This is a genomic window from Rhodobacter sp. 4.3.4 (assembly GCF_058724655.1).
In genome coordinates this window covers 3,092,354-3,115,062 of the sequence record NZ_CM178967.1, presented here as the reverse complement: position 1 = coordinate 3,115,062, position 22,709 = coordinate 3,092,354, and the positions used below count along the sequence as shown (strand labels likewise).

General features: G+C 65.5%; 22 protein-coding genes and 1 tRNA gene. 8 read left to right on the top strand and 15 right to left on the bottom strand.

Annotated elements, in window-relative coordinates; genetic code table 11:
- Nucleotides 1-197: 197 nt before the first annotated feature.
- The gene (lepA, locus tag AC4PTB_RS15415; RefSeq protein ID WP_492190752.1) at nt 198-1,997 is read left to right on the top strand and encodes a translation elongation factor 4; all 1,800 of its coding nucleotides are present in this window, start codon (nt 198-200) and stop codon (nt 1,995-1,997) included.
- Nucleotides 1,998-2,209: 212 nt separating this feature from the next.
- On the opposite strand, the gene cutA is transcribed toward lepA, so the two are convergent.
- The 3 genes from cutA to ettA all read right to left on the bottom strand — a co-directional run bounded on the left by cutA (nt 2,210) and on the right by ettA (nt 5,607).
- Nucleotides 2,210-2,524: a divalent-cation tolerance protein CutA gene (cutA, locus tag AC4PTB_RS15410; protein ID WP_492190751.1), complete on the bottom strand. Its 315-nt coding sequence runs from the start codon at nt 2,522-2,524 to the stop codon at nt 2,210-2,212.
- Nucleotides 2,525-3,790, bottom strand: a complete 1,266-nt coding sequence (locus tag AC4PTB_RS15405; protein WP_492190750.1) for a RelA/SpoT-related domain-containing protein — start codon at nt 3,788-3,790, stop codon at nt 2,525-2,527.
- Between the two features lie 161 nt (nt 3,791-3,951).
- The gene (gene ettA / locus AC4PTB_RS15400) at nt 3,952-5,607 is read right to left on the bottom strand and encodes an energy-dependent translational throttle protein EttA (protein ID WP_492190749.1); all 1,656 of its coding nucleotides are present in this window, start codon (nt 5,605-5,607) and stop codon (nt 3,952-3,954) included.
- Between the two features lie 96 nt (nt 5,608-5,703).
- On the opposite strand from ettA, the gene AC4PTB_RS15395 reads away from it, so the two are divergent.
- On the top strand, nt 5,704-6,465 hold the full coding sequence (locus AC4PTB_RS15395; protein ID WP_492190748.1) for an ion channel: 762 nt from the start codon (nt 5,704-5,706) through the stop codon (nt 6,463-6,465).
- Nucleotides 6,466-6,491: 26 nt separating this feature from the next.
- Here AC4PTB_RS15395 and AC4PTB_RS15390 read toward each other — a convergent pair.
- Nucleotides 6,492-6,565: transfer RNA gene (locus AC4PTB_RS15390), tRNA-Cys, on the bottom strand.
- Between the two features lie 184 nt (nt 6,566-6,749).
- On the opposite strand from AC4PTB_RS15390, the gene AC4PTB_RS15385 reads away from it, so the two are divergent.
- The 3 genes from AC4PTB_RS15385 (at nt 6,750) to AC4PTB_RS15375 (ending at nt 10,683) form a co-directional block, all read left to right on the top strand.
- On the top strand, nt 6,750-7,400 hold the full coding sequence (locus AC4PTB_RS15385) for a protein-L-isoaspartate O-methyltransferase family protein (RefSeq protein WP_492190747.1): 651 nt from the start codon (nt 6,750-6,752) through the stop codon (nt 7,398-7,400).
- A gap of 104 nt (nt 7,401-7,504) precedes the next feature.
- The gene (locus tag AC4PTB_RS15380; protein WP_492190746.1) at nt 7,505-8,911 is read left to right on the top strand and encodes a TolC family outer membrane protein; all 1,407 of its coding nucleotides are present in this window, start codon (nt 7,505-7,507) and stop codon (nt 8,909-8,911) included.
- A gap of 131 nt (nt 8,912-9,042) precedes the next feature.
- On the top strand, nt 9,043-10,683 hold the full coding sequence (locus tag AC4PTB_RS15375; protein WP_492190745.1) for a hypothetical protein: 1,641 nt from the start codon (nt 9,043-9,045) through the stop codon (nt 10,681-10,683).
- Nucleotides 10,684-10,848: 165 nt separating this feature from the next.
- On the opposite strand, the gene AC4PTB_RS15370 is transcribed toward AC4PTB_RS15375, so the two are convergent.
- Nucleotides 10,849-11,169: a DUF6280 family protein gene (locus AC4PTB_RS15370; RefSeq protein WP_013068809.1), complete on the bottom strand. Its 321-nt coding sequence runs from the start codon at nt 11,167-11,169 to the stop codon at nt 10,849-10,851.
- Between the two features lie 88 nt (nt 11,170-11,257).
- Here AC4PTB_RS15370 and AC4PTB_RS15365 point away from each other — a divergent pair, with 88 nt between their 5' ends.
- Entirely contained in the window at nt 11,258-11,482 is a 225-nt protein-coding gene (locus AC4PTB_RS15365) for a hypothetical protein (RefSeq protein WP_492190744.1), read from the top strand.
- Here the strand turns inward: AC4PTB_RS15365 and ygfZ are convergent.
- A complete protein-coding gene (gene ygfZ, locus AC4PTB_RS15360; RefSeq protein ID WP_492190743.1) occupies nt 11,469-12,212 on the bottom strand; it encodes a CAF17-like 4Fe-4S cluster assembly/insertion protein YgfZ in 744 nt (247 codons plus the stop codon). The genes AC4PTB_RS15365 and ygfZ overlap by 14 nt on opposite strands.
- A gap of 36 nt (nt 12,213-12,248) precedes the next feature.
- Nucleotides 12,249-13,913, bottom strand: a complete 1,665-nt coding sequence (locus tag AC4PTB_RS15355) for an ABC transporter ATP-binding protein (RefSeq protein WP_492192647.1) — start codon at nt 13,911-13,913, stop codon at nt 12,249-12,251.
- Nucleotides 13,914-14,150: 237 nt separating this feature from the next.
- Here AC4PTB_RS15355 and AC4PTB_RS15350 point away from each other — a divergent pair, with 237 nt between their 5' ends.
- Entirely contained in the window at nt 14,151-15,350 is a 1,200-nt protein-coding gene (locus AC4PTB_RS15350) for a pyridoxal-phosphate-dependent aminotransferase family protein (protein ID WP_492190742.1), read from the top strand.
- A gap of 3 nt (nt 15,351-15,353) precedes the next feature.
- Here AC4PTB_RS15350 and copM read toward each other — a convergent pair whose 3' ends face one another.
- Complete coding sequence (gene copM, locus AC4PTB_RS15345; RefSeq protein WP_492190741.1) at nt 15,354-15,746, bottom strand: CopM family metallochaperone; 393 nt, start codon at nt 15,744-15,746, stop codon at nt 15,354-15,356.
- 105 nt (nt 15,747-15,851) lie between these two features.
- Nucleotides 15,852-16,961 carry a pyridoxal phosphate-dependent aminotransferase gene (locus tag AC4PTB_RS15340; RefSeq protein ID WP_492190740.1) on the bottom strand — a complete coding sequence of 370 codons (1,110 nt, stop codon included), beginning with the start codon at nt 16,959-16,961 and terminating at the stop codon, nt 15,852-15,854.
- Nucleotides 16,962-17,078: 117 nt separating this feature from the next.
- Between AC4PTB_RS15340 and AC4PTB_RS15335 the strand changes: the two genes are divergently transcribed.
- Nucleotides 17,079-17,864, top strand: a complete 786-nt coding sequence (locus AC4PTB_RS15335; RefSeq protein ID WP_492190739.1) for a crotonase/enoyl-CoA hydratase family protein — start codon at nt 17,079-17,081, stop codon at nt 17,862-17,864.
- On the opposite strand, the gene AC4PTB_RS15330 is transcribed toward AC4PTB_RS15335, so the two are convergent.
- The 6 genes from AC4PTB_RS15330 to AC4PTB_RS15305 all read right to left on the bottom strand — a co-directional run bounded on the left by AC4PTB_RS15330 (nt 17,865) and on the right by AC4PTB_RS15305 (nt 22,678).
- Entirely contained in the window at nt 17,865-18,611 is a 747-nt protein-coding gene (locus tag AC4PTB_RS15330) for an SDR family NAD(P)-dependent oxidoreductase (protein WP_492190738.1), read from the bottom strand.
- Between the two features lies 1 nt (nt 18,612).
- Nucleotides 18,613-19,908, bottom strand: a complete 1,296-nt coding sequence (locus tag AC4PTB_RS15325; RefSeq protein WP_492190737.1) for an FAD-binding protein — start codon at nt 19,906-19,908, stop codon at nt 18,613-18,615.
- 8 nt (nt 19,909-19,916) lie between these two features.
- On the bottom strand, nt 19,917-20,885 hold the full coding sequence (locus tag AC4PTB_RS15320) for a lysylphosphatidylglycerol synthase transmembrane domain-containing protein (RefSeq protein WP_492190736.1): 969 nt from the start codon (nt 20,883-20,885) through the stop codon (nt 19,917-19,919).
- Between the two features lie 240 nt (nt 20,886-21,125).
- Nucleotides 21,126-21,755: a CoA transferase subunit B gene (locus tag AC4PTB_RS15315; RefSeq protein WP_492190735.1), complete on the bottom strand. Its 630-nt coding sequence runs from the start codon at nt 21,753-21,755 to the stop codon at nt 21,126-21,128.
- Nucleotides 21,755-21,973, bottom strand: a complete 219-nt coding sequence (locus AC4PTB_RS15310; RefSeq protein WP_492190734.1) for a hypothetical protein — start codon at nt 21,971-21,973, stop codon at nt 21,755-21,757. The genes AC4PTB_RS15315 and AC4PTB_RS15310 overlap by 1 nt, the downstream gene beginning before the upstream one ends.
- A 3-nt stretch (nt 21,974-21,976) precedes the next feature.
- Complete coding sequence (locus tag AC4PTB_RS15305; RefSeq protein WP_492190733.1) at nt 21,977-22,678, bottom strand: CoA transferase subunit A; 702 nt, start codon at nt 22,676-22,678, stop codon at nt 21,977-21,979.
- Between the last annotated feature and the right edge of the window lie 31 nt (nt 22,679-22,709).

Here is a 22,709-nt window from a genome sequence, read left to right as displayed (position 1 = left end):
CCTCCCTTGATGAGATGTCCGGTCGTTCGTCTGCAAGGCGCCGGTGGTCTGGCCAGATAACGCTACCACTCGCCCGGCGGTTGCGTCAACGGCCGTGCCCTCGCGGTTTTTCCCCCGATCCCGCCGCGGCGCCACGGCCCGGCCCGTCGCCGCAATCCCCCTTCCCGCACCCTTGAATTGCTGCTATTTGCGCGCCCATGAAAAAGCTCGATCACATCCGCAACTTCTCCATCGTGGCGCATATCGACCACGGCAAATCCACGCTTGCCGACCGTCTGATCCAGATGACGGGCACGGTGGCCGCGCGCGACATGAAAGAGCAGATGCTCGACAGCATGGATATCGAGCGCGAGCGCGGCATCACCATCAAGGCGAACACCGTGCGGATCGACTATCCGGCCAAGGATGGGCGCACTTACATCCTGAACCTGATCGACACCCCCGGCCACGTCGACTTCGCCTATGAGGTCAGCCGCTCGATGCGCGCGGTGGAAGGTTCGCTTCTGGTCGTCGACGCCTCGCAGGGCGTCGAGGCGCAGACGCTGGCGAATGTCTATCAGGCGCTTGATGCCGGGCACGAGATCGTGCCGGTGCTGAACAAGATCGACCTGCCCGCCGCCGACCCGGATGCGGTGAAGAAGAACATCGAGGATGTGATCGGCATCGACGCCTCGGATGCGATTCCGATTTCGGCCAAGACCGGGCTTGGCATTCCCGATGTGCTGGAGGCGATCGTGCACCGCCTGCCCGCGCCCGAGGGCGATGTGGACGCACCCCTGAAGGCGATGCTGGTGGACAGCTGGTACGACCCCTATCTGGGCGTCGTCGTGATGATCCGCGTCATGGATGGCGTTGTCCGCAAGGGCGACCAGATCAAGATGATGCAGACCGGGGCGAGCTACCGGATCGACAAGCTGGCCGTCTTGAAGCCGCAGATGGTCGACATTGCCGAGCTTGGCCCGGGCGAGATCGGCGTGCTGACTGCCAGTATCAAACAAGTCCGCGACACCCGCGTCGGCGACACCATCACCCATGAACGCAAACCCTGCGACGCGGCCCTGCCGGGGTTCAAGCCCGCCCAGCCGGTGGTGTTCTGCGGCCTGTTCCCGGTCGATGCGAATGATTTCGAGCCGCTGCGCGACGCGATCGAGAAACTGGCGCTGAACGACGCGAGCTTCACCTATGAGATGGAAACCTCGGCCGCGCTGGGCTTTGGCTTCCGCTGCGGCTTCCTTGGTCTTCTGCACCTTGAAGTCGTGCGCGACCGGCTGGAACGCGAATATGACCTTGATCTGATCACCACCGCGCCTTCGGTCGTGTTCAAGCTTTACATGAAGGACGGCGAGGTCCGCGATCTGCACAACCCCGCCGACCTGCCCGACCTGACCTATGTCGATCATATCGAGGAGCCGCGGATCAAGGCCACCATCATGGTTCCCGACGATTATCTGGGCGACGTGCTGAAGCTGTGTCAGGATCGCCGCGGCATCCAGATGGATCTGACCTATGCGGGCTCGCGGGCGATGGTGGTCTACGACCTGCCGCTGTCCGAGGTGGTGTTCGACTTCTACGACCGGCTGAAATCGGTGACCAAGGGCTATGCGAGTTTCGACTATCAGCTGGCCGAATACCGTGAGGATTTCCTGGTCAAGATGTCGATTCTGGTGAATGACGAGCCGGTGGATGCGCTCTCGATCATGGTGCACCGCGACCGCGCCGAGGGGCGGGGCCGGGCGATGGTGGAGAAGCTGAAGGATCTGATCCCGCGGCACATGTTCAAGATCCCGATTCAGGCGGCGATCGGCGGCCGGGTGATCGCGCGCGAGACGCTGTCGGCGATGCGCAAGGACGTGACGGCGAAATGCTACGGCGGCGACGCGACGCGGAAGAAGAAGCTGCTGGAGAAGCAGAAAGCCGGGAAGAAGAAGATGCGCCAGTTCGGGAAGGTGGAGATCCCGCAGTCGGCGTTCATTGCAGCGTTGAAGATGGATGAGTGAGGGGCGCCGGGGGCTTCGCCCCCGGGAAAACGCTCCGGTGGAGCGTTTTCAGCCCCGAACGCCCGGAGCGCAAGCGAAGGGCCAGCGACCCCGCCTTTGGCGGGGTCAAATCGTTCCAGTGGAACGATTTGAGCGTCGAACGCCCGAGCACGCTTGCGAGGGCTAGGGGCGAGCCCCGAACGCCCGAAGCGCAGGCGAAGGGCCAGCAGCCCTTACGCCACCTGTTCTGCCACCCAGACGGCATAGGCAGGATTGGCTTCGACCGTATCGGTCAGGATCATCGGGCAGTCATAGGGATGCCGCCGCGCAAGCTCCGCAACGGCCTCGGCCGCGCGCTCGGGCGTGGTCTTGAGCCAGAGCTGCACCTCGGGGCTTTCCTCGGCCGTGCCGTTCCACGTGTAAAGCGAAAGCCCCGGCGGCGCGATATGGGCGCAGGCGACAAGGCGGGCCTGCAGGAGCGCTCCCGCGAGGGTTTTTGCGGTGGCGGTGTCGGGCAGGGTGGTATGGATGCGGGTTATGGGATACATTTAGACCAGTTCGCCAATTTCTTTATTTCTCTTAATGTCCAAGGATACGGGATCATCGCCCAGCAGAAAACCGCGGTCTCGCAGCAGTTGAAGCGAATCTTCAAAAGTCGCAACATTTTGGCAGAAATGATTTTTTAAAGTTGCAACCTTAATGTTTTTCTTCCCCCAGCGCCCTTGACGCTTCAGCGTTGCGAGTATTCTTCTTGCGCCGACGTCCATGGACATACGGCTAGACAAACCAATAATGGCTTGCTCCATTTCCTCCAAGGCGCTGCTATGATGCTCGATGCCGAAATAGTGACTGTGAGTGTGTTTGACCGAGGAAATGTCCGATGACCCGATCATGACAACTTCATACTTGTCTTCCTCGGGATACTGAGATTCATACTTCATATATGCCTCGATTGCGTCGGCAGGATTGCGGCCAACAATATCCCAAAAGCAGAAGTTTCCATCTGTCCAGTCAAATACTAGAATCCAGTTGTTTAGGCCCGCCTCCGAACGGCGCTCAACTTCCGATAGAGTCTTGATGATGTTCTCATTTACGTAACTTGCTAGAGATCCCCGTTTGACGGATTGACCAATTATCGCTTCGGCCAGCTCCCGCGATTGTTGAAGTTCAATTTCAGTTTCTGCAGCAAGGCGCTTGTCTTGCTCAATTAGATGCAGCGCATTTGAGAATCTCTTAAAGTAGCGTAGAACCTCTGGGTCTCCCTCTTGCTCCTTTAAACGAAATCCATAAATAACAGAAGTTCGCTCAATGCTTTCGGACCAATAATGCTGCAACTTGCTTCGAATCTGAAGCTCAAGGAAACGTCCCGCGCTTTTCAAGATAATGTGATATGCGCGATATCCAGAGTCATCGCGCCCCCAATCGCGATAATCTGATATCCTTTCCAGAGAATAGGAGCTATCCGCGGCGATCTTCCCGGTCACATATGTAATAAGCTTGTCAGCGTCATCATTTGATTCGACGACAATCCGACAGCCCCCGATATCTTGCAGTTGCGATAACCTAACACTAAAACGGCGCAGTTTTCTTAAAATTTGCGGTTTTCTCTTGAGTCTTTGGGCAATGTAATATTCTTGTCTATAGGTCTGCAGCCATGCTTGCAGATCCAAGGTGAGCTTAGTTAGCGGCTCCAAGTGCTCTTTTCTGTACTCTTCGAAGGCATAATCGAGTTCCAGCGCGATTTCGTCATATGGTCGAAGTGGATCGCTGAGTATTCTGCCAGCTTTGTCGACTTGAGACTTCGAAATTTTCACTTCAACCTCACTTCCGCAAACGCAGCGCGTAAATTCAAAATAGACGCGCGGAGCAAAAATAGCATCCGCGCAACATACGCATCAAGCGCGAACATATTTTCGCCTGCGGCGCATCAATTTGCAAGAAAAAGCCCCGCCAGTGGCGGGGCTTCATGTCCATCTTACCTTGTGAACTTCTTGTACTTCACCCGCTTCGGCTCGACCGCGTCCGGGCCCAGACGGCGGATCTTGTCGTTTTCGTAATCCTCGAAGTTGCCCTCGAAGAATTCCACATGGGCGTCGCCCTCGAACGCCAGAATATGCGTGCAAAGCCGGTCCAGGAAGAAACGGTCGTGCGAGATGATCACCGCGCAGCCCGCGAAATCCTCGATCGCCGCTTCCAGCGCCTGAAGGGTCTCCACGTCCAGATCGTTCGTCGGTTCGTCAAGCAGCAGCACGTTGCCGCCCGATTTCAGCAGTTTCGCCATGTGCACGCGGTTGCGTTCCCCGCCCGAGAGCAGGCCCACTTTCTTCTGCTGATCCGCGCCCTTGAAGTTGAAGGCACCGCAATAGGCGCGCGAGTTCACCTGCGCATCGCCCAGTTCGATCAGTTCCGCCCCGCCCGAGATTTCCTCCCAGACGTTCTTGTTCGCATCCAGCGCGTCGCGCGACTGATCGACATAGGCCAGCTTCACCGTGTCGCCCAGCGTGATCGTGCCCTCGTCCGGGGCCTCGGCGCCGACCAGCATCTTGATCAGCGTCGATTTCCCGGCGCCGTTCGGGCCGATCACCCCAAGGATGCCGCCCGGCGGCAGCGAGAAGCTGAGGTTCTCGATCAAGAGCTTGTCGCCCATGTGCTTCTTCAGGCCTTCGACCTCGATCACCTTGCCGCCCAGACGCGGGCCGTTCGGAATGATGATCTGCGCCTTGCCGACGCGTTCCTTGACGCCTTCCTCGGCCATCTTGTCGTAGGCCGCGATCCGGGCCTTGGATTTCGCCTGACGGGCCTTGGCGCCGGCGCGGATCCATTCCAGCTCCTTTTCCATGACCTTCTGCTTGGCCTTGTCCTCGCGGGCTTCCTGTTCCAGCCGCTTGGCCTTCTGTTCCAGCCAGCTGGAATAGTTCCCCTCATAGGGGATGCCGCGGCCGCGCTCGAGTTCCAGGATCCACGAGGTGATGTCATCGAGGAAGTAACGGTCGTGGGTGACGCAGAGGATCGTGCCCTTGTAGTCGATCAGGTGCTTTTGCAGCCAGGCGATGGTCTCGGCGTCAAGGTGGTTGGTCGGTTCGTCCAGAAGCAGCATGTCGGGCGCTTCCAGCAGCAGCTTGCACAGCGCCACCCGGCGGCGTTCGCCGCCCGACAGCGTCGCCACATTCGCGTCATCGGGCGGGCAGCGCAGCGCTTCGAGCGCGATATCGACCTGGCTGTCGAGATCCCAGAGGTTCTCGGCGTCGATCTCGTCCTGCAGACGCGCCATTTCCTCGGCGGTCTCGTCGGAATAGTTCATCGCCAGGTCATTGTAGCGCGCGATTTTCGCGGTCTTTTCCGCCACGCCCAGCATGACGTTTTCGCGCACGCTCAGCGACTCGTCGAGCTGCGGCTCCTGCGAGAGATAGCCGACCTTGGCGCCCTTGGCGGCCCAGGCCTCGCCCTGAAAATCCTTGTCGATCCCCGCCATGATGCGCAGCAGCGTCGATTTCCCCGCGCCGTTGACGCCGACGACCCCGATCTTGACACCGGGAAGGAAGTTCAGGCGGATATTCTCGAAGCATTTCTTGCCACCGGGATAGGTCTTCGAGACGCCATCCATGTGGTAGACATATTGATAGGAAGCCATTGCGCGCACCTTGGGAAAGGGAAGTTTGTGGCTAGATAGGGGAAACGGGGCCTTTGGGGAAGGGGTGAGCCGCCAAAGCCCGTTGGGAGGGACCGGATGCTGAAAGAGTTGCGCAACCTCTATCACGGGCGCTCGAAACGGGCGCATCGGTTCCGCTATGCGCTGCTGGCCTTCGATCTGGCGACGATCGTGTTCGTGATCGTGACCTCGTTCCTGCCGATGGCGCCGTGGATCGTGGCGGCGGATGTGGTGATCGGGGCGGTGATCGTGCTGGATTTCGTCGCGCGCTTCGCCGTCGAGGAGCGCAAGGCCGCGTTCTGGGGGCGGCTGACGACCTGGGCCGATGTGGTGGCGATGGTGTCGTTCCTGGCGCCGCTTTTGGGGGCGCAGCTGGGGTTCCTGCGGGTGCTGCGGACGCTGCGGCTGTTGCATGCCTATCAGATGCTGGGGCGGCTGCGGCAGGATTTCCGGCTGTTTCGCAAGCATGAGGAGGTGATTCTGGCGGCGGTCAACCTGGCGGTCTTCCTGTTCGTGATGACCGGGCTGATCCATGCGACCCAGGCCGGGCGCAATCCGCAGATCGGCAACTATGCCGATGCGCTGTATTTCACCGTGACGACGCTGACGACGACGGGCTTTGGCGATATCACGCTGCAGGGCACTTCGGGGCGGATGATCTCGGTGGTGGTGATGATCGTCGGCGTGACGCTGTTTTTGCGGCTGGCGCAGGTGCTGTTCCGGCCGCGGAAGGTGCGTCACAAATGCCCCAGCTGCGGACTTTTGCTGCATGACGCCGATGCGGTGCACTGCAAGCATTGCGGCGTGGTGCTGAACATCGAGGATGAGGGGCTGGTCTGACCGGCTTTCCGCATTGCCGGGGAAGCTGGAGGCGGGTACCGGAATCGAACCGGTCTTCACGGATTTGCAATCCGCTGCGTAACCTCTCCGCCAACCCGCCGCCGTGAGGTGTCTTCCACCTACCCAATCACACCGCGCCGTGCAAGGGGTCTTGCGCCGACTTTGCAGCTTGTTCCGTGCACCATGGTATGCAACACCGGGCGCAGCCCGCCACCGACCGTTGCTCCCTTGCGACTTCTGTGGCAAAACCGCGCAACGCAACGCTCAGACGGAAGAGTTCCCCCATGCCGGATTTCGCCGCCCGCCGCACCATGATGGTCGACACCCAGGTTCGCCCCAATGACGTGACGAAATTCCCGATCATCGAAGCGATGCTGGCCGTCCCGCGCGAAGCCTATGTGCCCGACGCCCGCCGCGAGGCCGCCTATGTCGGCGAAAACCTCGATCTGGGGCAGGGGCGCTGGCTGCTTGAACCGCGCAATTTCGCCAAGATGCTCGATGCGCTCGATATCCAGCCCGGGGACCGGGTGCTCGATATCGCGGCGGGCATGGGCTATTCCTCTGCCGTCCTTGCGCGGATGGCGCAGGCCGTCGTCGCGCTGGAGGAAGGCGCGCTGGCCGCCTCGGCCGAGGCGCATCTGTCGGTGCAGGACATCGAGGGCGTGACCGTCGTCGAGGGGCGGCTGGCCGACGGCGCCGCGGAGGAAGGCCCCTATGACGTGATCGTGATCGAGGGGGGCGTCGAGCAGGTGCCCGCGGCGATCACGGCGCAGCTGCGGGACGGCGGCCGGATCGCGGCGATCTTCCTGCAGGGGCAGCTGGGCACGGTGCGGATCGGCCGAAAGATCGATGGCATCCTGGCCTGGCGCGACGCGTTCAACGCCGCGGCCCCGGTGCTTCCGGGCTTCACCCGCGCAAAAGAATTCGTGCTCTGATTGCCTTTGGGGCCGAATTCGGCTCATATCGGCGGAAATGAATGTTATCGCCGTGAAACGGCGGGACAGCAGCCGGGCAGCGGTGCAGCAAGAGGATCCGAGGCATGAAGCGCAGAACGTTCAAACCCCTTCTTCTGGCCACCGTCGCCGGGCTTGGCCTGCTGGCCGGGTCGCTGTCCGCCTCGGCCGAGACGCTGGCCGATGCGCTGGTCTCGGCCTACAAGGTCTCGCATCTCTTGGAGCAGAACCGCGCCACCTTGCGCGCCGCTGACGAGGATGTGGCGACGGCCGTGGCGGCGCTGCGGCCGGTGGCGAAATGGGGGGCGGAATTCTCGAAAAGCCGCTGCAACATTCCGGTGCAGGTCTCGTTTGCCGCGAATTGCGACGACGGCCATTGGAAAGAGCTGGAGGCGACGATGGCGCTGACGCTCGACTGGACGCTGTTCGACTTTGGCCGCAATCGCCTGAGCGTCGATATCCAGAAGGAGACTGTCCTCGCCACGCGTGCCGCGCTGTTGTCGACCGAACAGGATGTGCTGCTGTCCGCCGTCAAGGCCTATGCCGATGCCAAGGCCACGGCCGAACAGGTGGCGATCACCGAGAATTCGGTGCGGGTGATTTCGGAACAGCTGAAAGCCGCGCAGGATCGGTTCGATGTCGGCGAGGTGACGAAGACCGACGTGTCGCAGGCCGAGGCGTCCCTGGCCGGGGCGCGGGCCGCGCTGGCGGCTGCGCAGGGGCAATACAAGGCCGCGCGCGAGGCCTACAAGGCGGTGATCGGCCATTACCCCGAGCGGCTCTCGTCCTTGCCGAAGGCGCCGAAGCTGCCGAAGACGACCGCCGAGGCGAATGCGACGGCGCTGCGGCTGCACCCGGCGATCAAGCAGGCCCAGCATCTGGTCTCGGCCGCCGATCTGGGCGTGGCACTGGCCCATGCCCAGCATCTGCCCACGGTGAGCGGACAGGCGAAGCTGGCGGATCCGAAAGATAGCGGGCGCAGTTCGACGCTGTCGCTGTCGATCGGGCAGCCGATCTATTCCGGCGGCGCCATCGCCTCGGCCAATCGCAAGGCCGTTGCCAACCGCGACAAGGCCCGGGCCGGGCTGAGCCAGGCGGGCGTCGAGGTGGCGCAGGCCGTCGCCAATGCCTTTGCCGGCATCGATGTCTACCGGGCGCAGATCAACGCCTATGACCAGCAGATCCAGGCCGCCGATCTGGCCTATCAGGGCGTGCGCGAAGAGGCGACGCTGGGCGCGCGGACGACGCTGGACGTTCTGAACTCCGAACAGGACCTTCTGGACGCGAAAGCCTCGCGGATTACGGCGGAAGCTTCTTTGCAGGTAGCATATTATCAACTTTTGTCCGCTATGGGACTCTTGACGGTAGAAAACCTCAAGCTCGGGATCCCCACCTATGACCCCGCAGCCTACTATAACGCGGTGCAGAACGCGCCTCTCAGCGATCAGGGCAAGGCTCTTGATCGTGTCTTGCGCGCCATCGGCAAGAAATGAGTTCTTGTGCACTGTGTGGCTGTGACTGGGTGTGACCCGGCTTCCCTCGGACCCTGTCCACGGGAGGAGGAATTCTGCTTCATTCAAACAGCCGGACCTTGTGTCGGCCAGAGAGCAGGATTGGGAGCATGATGTCCGAACCCGAAACGAAAATCGAAATTGAAGACGTCCTGTCGTCGATCCGTCGTCTGGTCTCGCGCGATGCCGGGGCTGTGCGGCCGATGCCGGTGCCGCCCCCTGCGCCCGCCGCGCAGCCCGAGGTCGCGGCACAGCCCGCGCCGCTTGCGGCCGAGGCGGAATGCCTGGTGCTGACCCCGGCGCTGCGAATCGGCGAGGAGGATGCGGAAGCCGAGGCCGGGATCGCGGGTGAGCACGAAGAGCCGGTCGCAGAAGATCCGGTCGCAGTCGGGCCCGAGGTCGAGAGCACCGCCGAGCTCGACGCTGAGGTCGAGGTCGCGGCCGAGATCGGCACCGCGGCGCAGGCCGCCCCCGGGACGATGGCAGAGCCGGAGCCGGTCGAGGCCGAGATCCTTGATTTTGTCGCGCCTGCCCTTGCGCTCGACCCCGCGCTGGCCGAGGAAGCCGAGGCGGCCGCGCCGGTTTTGACCGCCGAGGCTCCCGCCGAAATTGCTGTCGAAGCCGCAGTCGACACCCCCGCCGAACCCGCCGCCGAACTTGTCCCCGAGGCCCCTGCCGAGGCCGAGATCGTCCCGGCCCATGATGCTTCGGCGCCGTTCCTGCTGCAGCCCTCCGCTGCGGTTTCGCCCTCCGACATCCGTCCCTTTGCCGTCGTGCCCGCGTCGCGTCCGATGACCGAGGCCGAGGTGCTGCTGGCCGAGGCCGAGGCGGCTTTGGCCGAAGCCGGGGTCGTGCTGGAAGATGCCTCGAGCGCGATCGATGCTGCGGGCGAGGGCGATGTGGCGCTGGCCGAGGAGATCGCCGATCCGGGGGCCGGGACGGCGATCGATCTGGGCGACGAGCTGTCGCGGCTGGAAAGCACGATTGCCGAGCTTGAGGCGGCGGTGGCCGAAAGCGGCTTCGACTTCGAGCCGGACACCGGCCATCCCTTCGCGCTGGAGCCCGAAGCGGCTACGGCAGAGCTGCCCGACGCCTTCGAGGCCGAGGTGCGTCAGGCGATCGAGGCGCCCGCGCCGGAAGCCCTTGCAGAGCCGCTGGCCGAGGAGGCCGCTGCGCCGACCGAGGATCTTGCGCCGAACGAGGGCCCTGCGCTGGCGGAGCCGGAGGCCGATCCGCTTGCGGACAGCGCGCTGGACTGGAGTGCCGATGCCGCCGAAGAGGCGCTGGAGGCCGCGGCCGAGGCGGAGCTGCTTGCGCAACAGGATCATGTGGCGGAGCTGCAGGCCGAGATGGCCGACCCCGAGCTTCCGGCCGAGACCGGCCCCGAAGAGTCGGGGGTCGGCATGGACTGGGCCGAAGCGACACTCAATCTGGCGCGTCGGACCCCGCCGCGGCGTCTGGCCGTCTCGGAGGCTGAGGAAACGGTGCAGAGCGCCGCCACGATGCGCTCGAGCTACGAAGAGCTGCGCGACGAGCTGGGGCAGGATCTGGACGAGGTCTCGGAGCTTTACGAGGAAGAGCTGGTGCCGTCATATGAAGACGGGCTGATCGACGAGGCGGTGCTGCGCGACATGGTGGCCCAGCTCGTGCGCGAGGAGCTGCGCGGCAGCCTGGGCGAGCGGATCACCCAGAACGTCCGCAAGCTGGTGCGCCGGGAAATCCAGCGCGCGCTTTTGGGGCAGGATTACGACTGACCCGGACCTTGCGGGCACCGGGGGCGGGGCTTCGGCCCCGGCCTTCCGGTTTCGGTCTTCCGTGTCGCCTGACGGTGCCGCAACGGCATGGCCGGACAGGACAGTGCGAAAATGAAACGGCGCGCCTTGGGCGCGCCGTTTGTCATTCCGGGCAGGGCGGGGCCGTCAGGCCGCCTCCGCCTCTTCCGCCGCGATCCGCCGTTCGCTTTCTTCGCGCGACAGTGCCACCGAGGTCCGCACCCCTTTCGACACGAATTCCATCAGCCCCTTGACCACGCGCTCGTTCGGGTCGATCCCGGCGCAGGACAAGACCTCGCGCCCATCGCGCGAGCGCGCCCAGCGGGCGATCTGCTCGGGGCCGTTGCCGTATTTCTTGTCATCGGCAATCGCATCATCCAGAGCCGCCAGAACGACCGCGGCAAACAGCTTGCGCGCCCTCTGACCTTGCTCATAGTTGAATGCGGAGCCGTCAACGAAATCGCGCATTATTCCGTCCTTTTTTATTGCTCTTGCGTTTGCTGGCGTGGCGGCCATCTAGGCCCCCTGCCCACCGATTCGATATGCCCTGTAAGGCATGTCTGACATGCACCTGACGCATGGCTTGCTGAAACAGCCCCCGTATTTAGGTGCCGTTAACGCCAATACCGGCCCATATATGGTTACCAAACCGTTGCGTTCAAGTCTGCAGCGTGCAAAACAAGGGCCATATCGCGGCGCCGCGTTTTTGTTCAGCCGTCGCGAGTCTTTGCCTTTCCTTTCGGCGTGCCGCCAGTCGGGCGCGCGGATCACGGCTTTGTGATCGCCTCCGCGGCCCAAAGCCGGGCCTCGTCGGCGGTCATCGGCCCCTCGAGCGCGTCCAGCCGCAGCTGCGCCAGCGCCTTGCCGCCCGATTGCGTGTAAAGCGTGCCGACGGTCTTGCCGCCCGCCTTGATCGGCGTGCCCACCGGCGCCGCGCCCGAAATCGCCAGCTGCACCAGCCCCTTGCGCAGTTCGGTCTTGTGCTTCATCCGCGCCGTGACCTCCTGCCCGACATAGCAGCCCTTGCGGAAATCGACGCCGTGAAGCCGTTCAAACCCGGCTTCCAGGATATAGGTCTCGGGTGTCAGCTCGATGCCGGTGGCGGGGATCAGATGCGCCACGCGCAGCGCGTCCCAGTCGCTGCCGTCGTCGCCATCCCGGTCGCCGTAAAGCCGCCAGCCCAGAGCCGGATGGCGCGGATCGGCCAGGGCGCCCTCGGGCGCGGGGCCGGTGCCGCAAAAGACCGAGAGCGCCGAGGGCGCGATCGCCACATCGGCGCGCAGCCGATACATGTTCAGCCGCGCCACGGTGGCCTCGGCAATCGCGGCCTCGATATCGAGCAGGATCGTCTCGCCCCGCGCGATCAGAAAGAAATCCGCCAGATACTTGCCCTGCGGCGTCAGCAGCGCGGCGTAGAGCGGGCCCTCGGCCAGCCGCCGCAGGTCATTGGACACAAGGCCCTGCAGGAAATGCTCGCGGTCCTGGCCGGTGATGTCGAAGATCTTGCGCATGGCGCCCCCCTTTTCCCCCATTATGGGGCGGCGGGCTCATTCCACAAGCTGCATCCGGCACAGGGTGGCATAGGCACCGCCGCGGGCCAGCAGATCGTCATGCGTGCCCTCTTCCACCACCTGCCCCTCGACGATCACCACGATCTTGTCGGCATGGCGCACGGTCGAGAGCCGGTGCGCGATCACCAGCGTCGTGCGGCCCTGCGAGAGGGTCGCCAGCGCCTCGGCCACTTTCGCCTCGGAGGCGGTGTCGAGCGCCGAGGTCGCCTCGTCCAGAAGCAGGATCGGCGCATCGCGCAGCACGGCGCGGGCGATGGCGACGCGCTGGCGCTGCCCGCCCGAAAGCGCCGAGCCGCGCGGACCGGCGGGGGTGTCGAGGCCAAGCGGCATCGCCTCGACGAATTCGCGCACATGCGCCACCTCGATGGCGCGGGCCAGCACCTCGGGCGCGACATCCTTGCGGCCCAGCAGGATGTTTTCCCGGATCGTCTCGTCAAAGAGCGCGGCATCCTGCGTCACCATCGCGAAAAGCCCGCGCAAGACCGCCGGATCGAGCGCGGTGATCGGCACGCCGCCCAAGGTGATCGCCCCCGACTGCGCCTCGGCCAACCGGGTCAGCAGGTTGAAGACGCTCGATTTCCCGGCGCCCGAGGGGCCGACAAGCGCGGTGGTCTTGCCCGCTTCCGCGGTAAAGGAAAGCCCGCGCAGGACCGGCTTTTGCCCATAGGAAAGGCCGACCTGATCGAAGCGGATCAGCGTCGTCGCCGGCGCCGCGGCGGGACGGGCGGGGGCCAGCACGCCGGGCGCGATGTCAAGCACCTCGTAAAGCCGCTCAAGGCTGGCGCGGGCCGATTGCCAGGTGCCCGCAAGCCCGCCCAGACGGCGCAGCGGCTGGAAGGTCAGGGTCATCGCGGTGAAGAAGGACATGAATTCGCCCACCGTGCGCGCGCCCGAGGTGATCTCGGGGGCGGCCATCAGCAGCACGGCAAAGAAGCCAAGCCCGGTCATCACGTCGATCAGCGCGGGCACGATCGATTGCGAGAAGCTCATCTTCACCATCGCGCGGCGGATCCGATGCGCCAGCCCGGCAAACCGGCCGAGCTGATAGTCCTCCATCTGGTAAAGCTTCACCGCGGCGATGCCGTGGAACACCTCGTCCAGCCGCGTCGCGCGCTGGCCGGATTCGTCGCGCATCTGCCGGGTCTTGCGGCGGATGTAGCGCTGCGCCATCGCGGTCGGCGCGATCAGCAGCGGCGCCCCGATCAGCGCCGCCAGCGTCCAGAGCCAGTCGATCGACAGGGCCACGACGAACAGCGATATCAGCGAGACCGCATCCCGCCCCGCCCCCGAGACGAAGACGCTCCAGACGCCCTGCACCGCCAGCGTGTCGCCCTGCACCCGGTCGATCAGCGCGCCGGGCGGGTTGGTCTGAAAGAAGCTCTGATCAAGCCGCAGGATATGGCGGACGATGTCGATCTGCATCGCCGTCGAGGAGGCCTGCGCCACCGAGGTCAGCAGCGTTTTCGACGCGACCGAGGTGATGGCGCGGATCAGGAACAGCCCGAAGATCGCGCTGCCCACCCAGATCACCGCGCCGTTCTGGCCCTGGGCGAAGACGCGGTCGAACAGCGGCTCGATCATCCAGCTGAGCAGGCCAAGCGTCGATCCCTCCAGCATCAGAAGCAGCATGGCGACGGCCATCAGCGGCCATTGCCGCCGCAGATAATCGCGCCAGACCCGCGCGAAGATGCGCGACGAGGAGGGGGCGGAGGGGGAAGAACTGGTCACGCGATCCTCGATCTTGCCGGTGGCATGGCGGTTCGATAGCCGGAAAACCGGCCTGTCACAAGCGGCGCCCGGTTTGTGACGGGTACAAGCCCCGCCGTTGACCGGTCCGGGGGGCTTCGGTACCGCTGTCAAAGCAGCCGGAGAGACCGCATGAGCCTTGCCCAGGGACGTTCCTATCTTGCCATTCCCGGCCCCTCGGTGATGCCGGAGCGGGTGCTGACCGCGATGCACCGTGCCGCGCCGAACATCTACGAAGGCGATCTGATCGAGCTGACCGCGCAGGTGATGACCGATCTGCGCCGCGTCGCGCTCAGCTCCGGCCATGTGGCGATCTATCTGGCGAATGGCCATGGCGCCTGGGAAGCGGCGATCTCGAACCTGTTTTCGCGGGGCGACACCGCGCTGTCGCTGATCACCGGGCGCTTTGGCGTGGGCTGGGCGCATCATGCCCGGGCGCTGGGGGTCACGGTCGAGACGCTTGATTTCGGCATCAAGGCGCCGGTCGATCCGGCCCGGGTCGAGGCCGCGCTGCGCGCCGATACGGCGCGCAAGATCAAGGTCGTGCTGCTCACCCATGTCGATACCGCCTCCTCGGTGCGCAACGACGTGGCGGCGGTGCGGGCGGCGATCGATGCGGCGGGCCATCCGGCGCTGCTGGCGGTCGATTGCATCGCCTCGCTGGGCTGCGATGAATTCCGCTTTGACGACTGGGGCGTCGATGTGATGGTCGCGGCCAGCCAGAAGGGGCTGATGGTGCCGCCGGGTCTGGGCTTCGTCTGGGTCTCTGACAAGGCGGTTGCGGCCTGCAAGGGCGCCGATCTGGTGACGCCCTATTGGGATTGGCGGCCGCGGATCTTCGCGCAGGAATACTGGCAGCAGTTCGGTGGCACCGCGCCGACGCATCATCTTTTCGGGCTGTCGGAAGCGCTCAGGATGATCCTGGACGAGGAAGGTCTGCCGCAGGTCTGGGCGCGGCACCGCACGCTGTCCCGCAGCGTCGCCGCGGCTTTCGAGGCCTGGGGGCAGGGCGGGGACATCGCGCTGAACGTGCCGGTGGCGGCGCATCGCTCGGGTGCGGTGACGGCGGCGCGGATCGGGCAGGGCGGCGCGGAACGGCTGCGCGGCTGGTGTGAGACAGAGGCGGGGGTGACGCTCGGCATCGGTCTTGGCATGGCGGCGCCCGGCACGCCCGAGGCGGGGGATTTCCTGCGCCTGGGTCACATGGGCCATGTGAACGCGCATATGGTGCTGGGCGCGCTTGCCGTGATGGAGGCCGGGTTGCAGGCTCTGGGCATCGCCCATGGCCGCGGCGGCATCCAATCCGCCGCCGCGGTGATTGCCGCGGGCTGAGCCTTATTTCGGCGCGTTGGTCTCAAGCCATTTCCGCATCCAGTCGATCTCGGCCGTCTGCGCCGCGATCACGTTTTGCGCCAGCTGCCGCACCTCGGGATCGGCGCCGTTTTCCAGCACGATCTTCGCCATGTCGATGGCGCCCTGATGGTGGCCGATCATGCCGCGCACGAAATCGACATCGGCATTGCCGGTGAAGTCGATCGCCATCGCCGCATGCATCTTCGCATTGGCGTCGATATAGGCGGTGGTCGAGGGGGCGGCATCGGCGGTGGCGCTCATCGCATGGCCGGAATGGCCCTCCATCGCGGCCTCGGCATGGGCGGTGACGGCAAGGGGCAGCGCCAGCGCAAGGCCAAGCGCGGTGACGGTCAGAAAACGGGATGTTCTGGGCATGGACAGGGCCTCCTGAGGGGATATGCCCCAGCCTGCCCCACAAGTTGGCCGCGCGCAATTCAAGGTTGCGCGCATTTGCGTGAGCGGTAACGGCAGCCTCGGGCGTCAGCGGGCCCGCGCCCGGTCCAAGGCGCCGGGCAGGGCCGCGGCCAGCGCCGCCATCTCGGGTTCCGGCCCGCAGGAGATGCGGATGCAGCGGTCCATCGGCGCGACCGCGGGCTTGCGCACGAAGATGTCGGCGGCGGTCAGTTCCTCCAGCACCGCCTGCGCAAAGGCGCCGTCGCCGCCGCAATCGACGGCGACGAAATTCGTCGCCGAGGGCAGGGCGGTGAGGCCGTTTTCTGCCGCGATGGCGGCAATCCGATCGCGCGAGGCGGCGACCAGACGGCGCATGTAGACCTGCCAGGTGGTGTCCGAGAGCGCCGCAAGGGCACCGGCCTGAGAAATCCGGCTCATGCCGAAATGGTTGCGGATCTTGTCGAAGGCCGCGATCAGCGGCGCCGCGCCCAGCGCATAGCCCACCCGCGCCCCCGCCAGCCCATGCGCTTTGGAAAAGGTGCGCATCCGGATCAGCCGCGGGTCCTCCGCCGCAACCGGCGCCGCCGTCCCCTCGGGGGCGAGTTCCACATAGGCTTCATCCAGCACCATCAGCGTGCCCGCGGGCAGATGGTCGAGCATGGCCGCAATGGTCGTGCCCGGATGATGGCTGCCCATCGGATTATCCGGGTTGGCGATGTAAAGCAGTTTCGGCCGGACCTGCTGCGCCAGCGCCAGAAGCGCCTCGGGGTCTTCGGCGTCGTTGCGATAGGGCGCCTTGTGCAAAACGCCGCCAAAGCCCGCGACATGGAAATTGAAGGTCGGATAGGCGCCCTCCGAGGTCACCACCGCATCGCCCGGCGCCAGCATCATCCGGCAAAGATAGCCCAGAAGCCCGTCGATCCCCTCGCCCACGACGACATTGTCGACGCCGCAGCCATGCGCGCGGGCCAGCGCCGTCTTCAGATCGTGGTTTTCCGGGTCGCCATACATCCAGGCCTCGCCCGCCGCCGCCGCCATCGCGGCAATTGCGCGGGGGGACGGCCCGAAGCCGTTCTCATTCGCGCCAAGCCGCGCCTGAAACGGGCGGCCGCGCCGACGCTCCTGCGTTTCGGGCCCGACAAAGGGCACGGTGGCGGGCAGGCCGGCGACGAGCGGTGTGAGGCGGATCCGGGTCATGCGCCATGGCTAGGGGCTTTGGCGTCCTGCGTAAAGCCCGTTTCGCAGCGTCATGCGCGCGCGGGCGGGCGCGATGTGCTTTGATGGCGCAAACGGGAGGCCGAAACGGGGGACAAGATGGACCGGGTGACGTTGCAACGGGTCGAGGGGGTGGCGGTGGTGACGCTGAACCGCCCCGAGAAGATGAACGCCGTCGATCTTCAGATGATCGACGCGGTGATTTCCGTGGCCGAACAGCTGGCCGCCGAGCCGGGGCTGCGCGCGGTGGTGCTGCGTGGCGAGGGGCGGGCCTTTTGCGCCGGGCTGGATGTGGCGAATTTCGCGGCGCTGGCGGCGAGCGACCCCGAGGCGCTGATCGCGCCGCGCAGCCATGGCGACGCGAACCGGTTCCAGCAGTTTTCGCTGTGCTGGCGGGCGCTGCCGGTGCCGGTGATCGCGGCGCTGCACGGCGTCGTCTTTGGTGCCGGGCTGCAGCTGGCGGCTGGCGCCGACATCCGTATTGCCATGCCGGGCACAAGGCTTGCGGTGATGGAGATGAAATGGGGCCTCGTTCCCGACATGGGGGGCATGGTGACGCTGCCGGAGCTGCTGCGCCCCGATGTGCTGCGGCGGATGACCTATACCGCCGAGGAGGTTCTGGCCGAAGAGGCGCTGCGGCTCGGTCTGGTCACCGAACTGGCCGAGGACCCGCTGGTCCGGGCGCTGGATCTGGCGCGCGCGATTGCCGGGCGCTCGCCCTCTGCGATCCGGGCGGCGAAGCGGCTGGTCGGCACCGCCTATGCCGCGCCCGCGGCCGAGGTGCTGGCGCTGGAAAGCCGCGAGCAGATCGAGCTGATCGGCAAGCCCGACCAGATGGAGGTGATCGCGGCGAACATGGCGGGGCGGGTGCCGAAATTCGGCTGATCAGAGCGAGAGTTTCTTGAAGATCGGCTCGGGGATGGCGCGGATGATCCGCATCACCGGCCCCCAGATCCTTGCCGTGTAGATCACGTTGCGGCGCCTGGCGAGACCGGTCAGAATGTCCTCGGCCACGGCTTCGGGCGTGGTCATCAGGGGCAGTTTCCTCCCCGCGGTCATCCGGGTGTCGACCGGGCCGGGCTTCACCGTCATCACATGCACGCCGCGCCGTCCCAGCCGGTTGCGCAGGCCCGACAGATAGGTGGCAAACCCCGCTTTCGCCGCGCCGTAAACGTAGTTGCCAAGCCGCCCGCGGTCGCCCGCGACCGAGCCGATGCCGACGATGACGCCCGCGCCGCGCGCTTCCAGCACCGGGGCGAGCAGGCTGAGGAACATGGCAGGTCCGGTGAAATTGTCGGCGATCACCCCGGCGATCAGCCCGGGATCGGCGTCGATCGCCGCCTGATCCGGCATCGAGCCGACGAAAGAGGCCGCGTTCAGCACGCCCTCGCAAGCGGCGAGCCGGGCCACCAGCGCCGGATAGCCCGCCGCGTCACGGGCATCAAAGGCCACCGCTTCGGCCGCCGCCGCGCCCCGCAGCCGCAGATCCTGCGCCAGCGTCTCAAGCTCGGCAAGGTCGCGACCGGCCAGGAACAGCGTCGCGCCATCGCCCGCCAGACGGCGCAGGAAGGGGCGGGCCATCCCGGAACCGGCCCCCAAAACAACCCAATGCTGCATGATCCGGTTCTGCATCTCAGGGGCTCCTCAGCTTCAGCCGACGCACAAGGTCGGTCTCATAGGCCCGGGCCGGATCGGCTTGCGCCACCTCTTGCCGCCAGGCGTCCAGTTCGGGATACATGGCGGGGATATATGTGCCCCCGGCCAGCGCATCCTTGGCGAAATAAAGCCGCCCGCCCGCGGCGGCGGTGTCTGCCTCCAGCTTGCGGATCAGATCGCGCGCCGCGGCCCGGTTCGGGAAATCGACGGCGAGCGTATAGCCCGCCATCGGAAAGGACAGATACCCGGCCCGCCCCGGTCCCATGCGTTTGAGCACCGCGAGCGGCGAGGCCAGACCCGAGGTCGCGATGCGTTCCAGCATCCGGCGCAGGGCGCCCGTGGCCGCAAGCGGCACGACGCATTGAAACTGGTGAAAGCCGTGCCTGCCGTAAAGCCGGTTCCAGTCAAGGATCCGGTCAAGCGGAAAGAAGAAATCCGCCAGCGGCCGCACCACGATGCGTCCGGCGGAGGGCACGCGGGCATAATAGGCCGCGTTGAAGGCGCGCACGACCGGGGCGGAGAGCGCGAAACCCGGCGCGTCAAGCGGCACTCTCGCGGCCTTTGTGCGCTGCGCCACCGGCCCGCGGGCGATCTCGGCTTCCTCGACGATGCCGCGCCCAAGGCTTGCGCCGGTGGCCGTCGCATCGATCCAGCCCACCGCATAGGTCGCGGTCGCGCCGTCGAGAAGGCTCAGGTGCTGGTCCCAGTCGCGGGCGCGCCGCTCGGTGACCCGCATCGCCGTGCCCGTGCAGGGCGCCAGCCGCAGTTTTGCCCGCAGGATCGTTCCGGTCTGGCCCAGCCCGCCCAAAGTGGCGCGAAAAAGCGCCGTGCCCGGGGTCACGGTCACTTCCGCGCCGCCCTGCCAAAGCGTGATCTCGGCCAGATGGGCACCGAAACTGCCTGCGTGGTGGTGGTTCTTGCCATGCACATCCTGCGCGATGCAGCCGCCGATGGTGGCAAAGCCGGTGCCGGGCATCACCGCGGGCAGGAAGCCGCGCGGCGCGAAGGCCGCAGCCACCGCGCCGATGCGGACCCCGGCTTCCAGCTCCAGCAGCCCGGTTTCGGCGTCGAAGGAAAGGAAGCGGTCAAGCCCGCTCATGTCGATGGCCCGCCCGCCGTGGTTCAGCGCCGCATCGCCATAAGACCGGCACATGCCGAAGGCGGGGGCGGGTTCAAGGCGGGCAAGCGCGCTCGCGCGGTCGGGCCGCGCCACCGTGCCCGAGGCCCGCAGCGCCCGTCCCCAGCCCGTATAGTCCTTGGGTGTGAAGGACATCGCCGCGCCTATGCCGTCGCCCGGACCGAGGCGCGCTCGGCCATCGGGAAGATCGCAAGGCCCAGCGCGAGGGCGAACCAGAGCGTGGTGAGCCGGATCACCGCGGTTGCGGGCACCGAAACCTCCAGCGGCACCCCCTCAAGCGAGAGCAGCGCGATCATCGCCGCCTCGGCCCCGCCAAGCCCGCCGGGGGCGCCGGTCAGACCGCCCGCCAGCGTCGCGAAGACGAAGATCGAGACGGCTGTCCACAGCCCGATCCCGGCGCCGAGGAAGCCCAGAAGCAGGTGAAAGGCATAGCCCTCGGCGAGCCAGCCCAGAAAGCCGAGCCCCAGCACCAGCGCCAGTGTCGGGCCGTGGCAGAACCGCGTCAGCAGCCGCGCGGCGCCGCGGGCGCGGGCAAAGGCGCGCGGAAAGCGGCCAAGGGCGCGGTAAAGTCGGGTGACCAGCGCGGACAGAAGTCGCGGCCGCGTGGCGAGGATGGCGGCGGCAAGGGCGCAAGCCGCCACCGGCACCGCCCCGGTGATCTTGCCCGCGGCAAGCGTCAGCCCCAGCGCCAGCAACAGCGCCATCACCGCCAGATCCCCCGCCCGGTCCATCAGCACCAGGGGCGCCGTGCGCTCGGGCGCCCAGCCGGTCTCGCGCTTCAGCCAGCGCATCCGCACAAGCTCCCCCAGCCGCCCGGGCGTCACCGACAGCGCAAAGCCGCCCAGATAATGGCGCAGGTTCTGCGCAAACCCGGTCGGCAGGCCCAGCCGCCGCGCCAGCCCGTGCCAGCGCAGGCTGCGCAGCAGATAATTCCCCGCCGAGAGCGCCAGAAGCGCCGCCACCTGCCAGGGCTGCAACCGGGCCAGCTGCGCGCCGATCTCGGCCCAGCCGGTGCTCGCGCCAAGGCTCCAGAGCCCAAGCCCGACAAGGGCGATCAGACCGATCAGCACGGCCTTTTCGCGCCCGGGGCGCGCGGGATCGGGGGCGGACATGGCGGGACCGTGGTTCATCATGCCCGGTTCTCTACGGGCCAACTTGGGCAGCAAGATGACGCTGTTACGCATGCGCAAACCCTGTTTGCCGGAAAGAAAGGGGCGCTGCCCCTCGCGGCTGCGCCGCTCACCCCGGCGTATTTGTCCCAAGAAAAAGCCCCGTTGCTTTTTCTTGGGACAAATACGCCCTTCGCGCCGCAGGCGCAAAGCCCCGCCGCAGGCGGGGCCCTGCCTAGACAGTCAATCGACGATCGTCGCCTCGGTGGCGGCGCGCAGCTCCGCCTCGGTCACGCCGTCCGCCAGCTCGACGATCTTCAGCCCCCCCGGCACTACATCCAGCACGCCGAGGTTCGAGATGATCCGGTTCACCACCGCCTTGCCCGTCAAAGGCAGGGTGCAGGCGTGCAGCACCTTCGACTCGCCCGCCTTGTTGGTGTGATCCATCACCACGACGACACGCTTGACCCCGGCGACCAGATCCATGGCGCCGCCCATCCCCTTCACGAGCTTGCCGGGGATCATCCAGTTCGCCAGATCGCCCTGTTCCGACACTTCCATCGCGCCCAGAATCGCCATGGCGATCTTGCCGCCGCGGATCATGCCAAAGCTTGTCGCAGAGTCGAAATAGGCGGTCTGCGGCAGTTCGGTGATCGTCTGCTTGCCCGCGTTGATCAGATCGGGGTCTTCCTCGCCCTCATAGGGAAAGGGCCCCATGCCGAGCATGCCGTTTTCCGATTGCAGCGTCACCGACACCCCCTCGGGGATGAAGTTCGGCACCAGCGTCGGAATCCCGATGCCAAGGTTCACATAAGTGCCGTCTTTCAGTTCCTTGGCGGCCCGCGCCGCCATCTGGTTGCGATCCCAAGCCATTATTCTTCTCCCCCCAGCCGCTGTACAACTTCATCAAGGGCTTCAATCATTGCGCTCTGATGATGAGCAGCCATCAAAGCTTGCGCCAACTCCAGTTCTGCAGATAACCGGGCGTGGGAGTCATAAAACGCCTCGTCTTCAAGCAGGCTTTTTGCCTGGTCTCTCATGTAACAGTAGAGATCGAGTGTGTCGGCGACGTCTGGCCATTTCTTCGGCATAACTCACACCTCCCGCTTTCTGGTGGTGCGTTGCTCGATGCGTTTCTCATGCTGCCCTTGGATCAGCCGGTGCACATAGATCCCGGGCAGGTGGATATGGTCGGGGTCCAGCGCGCCCAAGGGCACGATCTCCTCGACCTCCATCACGCAGACGCGCCCGCACATCGCCGCGGGGGGGTTGAAATTGCGCGCGGTTTTGCGGAACACCGCATTGCCCGAGGGATCGGCCTTCCACGCCTTGACGATCGAGACATCGGCAATGATGGCGCGTTCGAGGATATAGGTCTCGCCGTCGAAGTCCTTGTGTTCCTTGCCCTCGGCGACCACAGTGCCGACGCCGGTCTTCGTGTAAAAGCCGGGGATGCCGCAGCCGCCCGCCCGCATCCGTTCCGCCAGCGTGCCCTGCGGGTTGAATTCCAGCTCGAGTTCCCCCGACAGATACTGGCGCATGAACTCGGCATTCTCGCCGACATAGGAAGAGATCATCTTCTTGATCTGCTTGGTGTCGAGCAGCTTGCCCAGACCGAAGCCATCGACGCCGCAGTTGTTCGAGGCGATGGTGATATCCTTGACGCCGCTTTCAACGAGTGCATCGATCAGCATCTCGGGGATGCCGCACAGGCCGAACCCCCCCGCCGCCAGCGTCATCCCGTCGGAGAGAAGCCCGTCAAGGGCCTCTCGCGCCGAGCCGTAGATCTTGTTCATGAAACCCTCCCGTTACTTGCGCAAAGCTTGG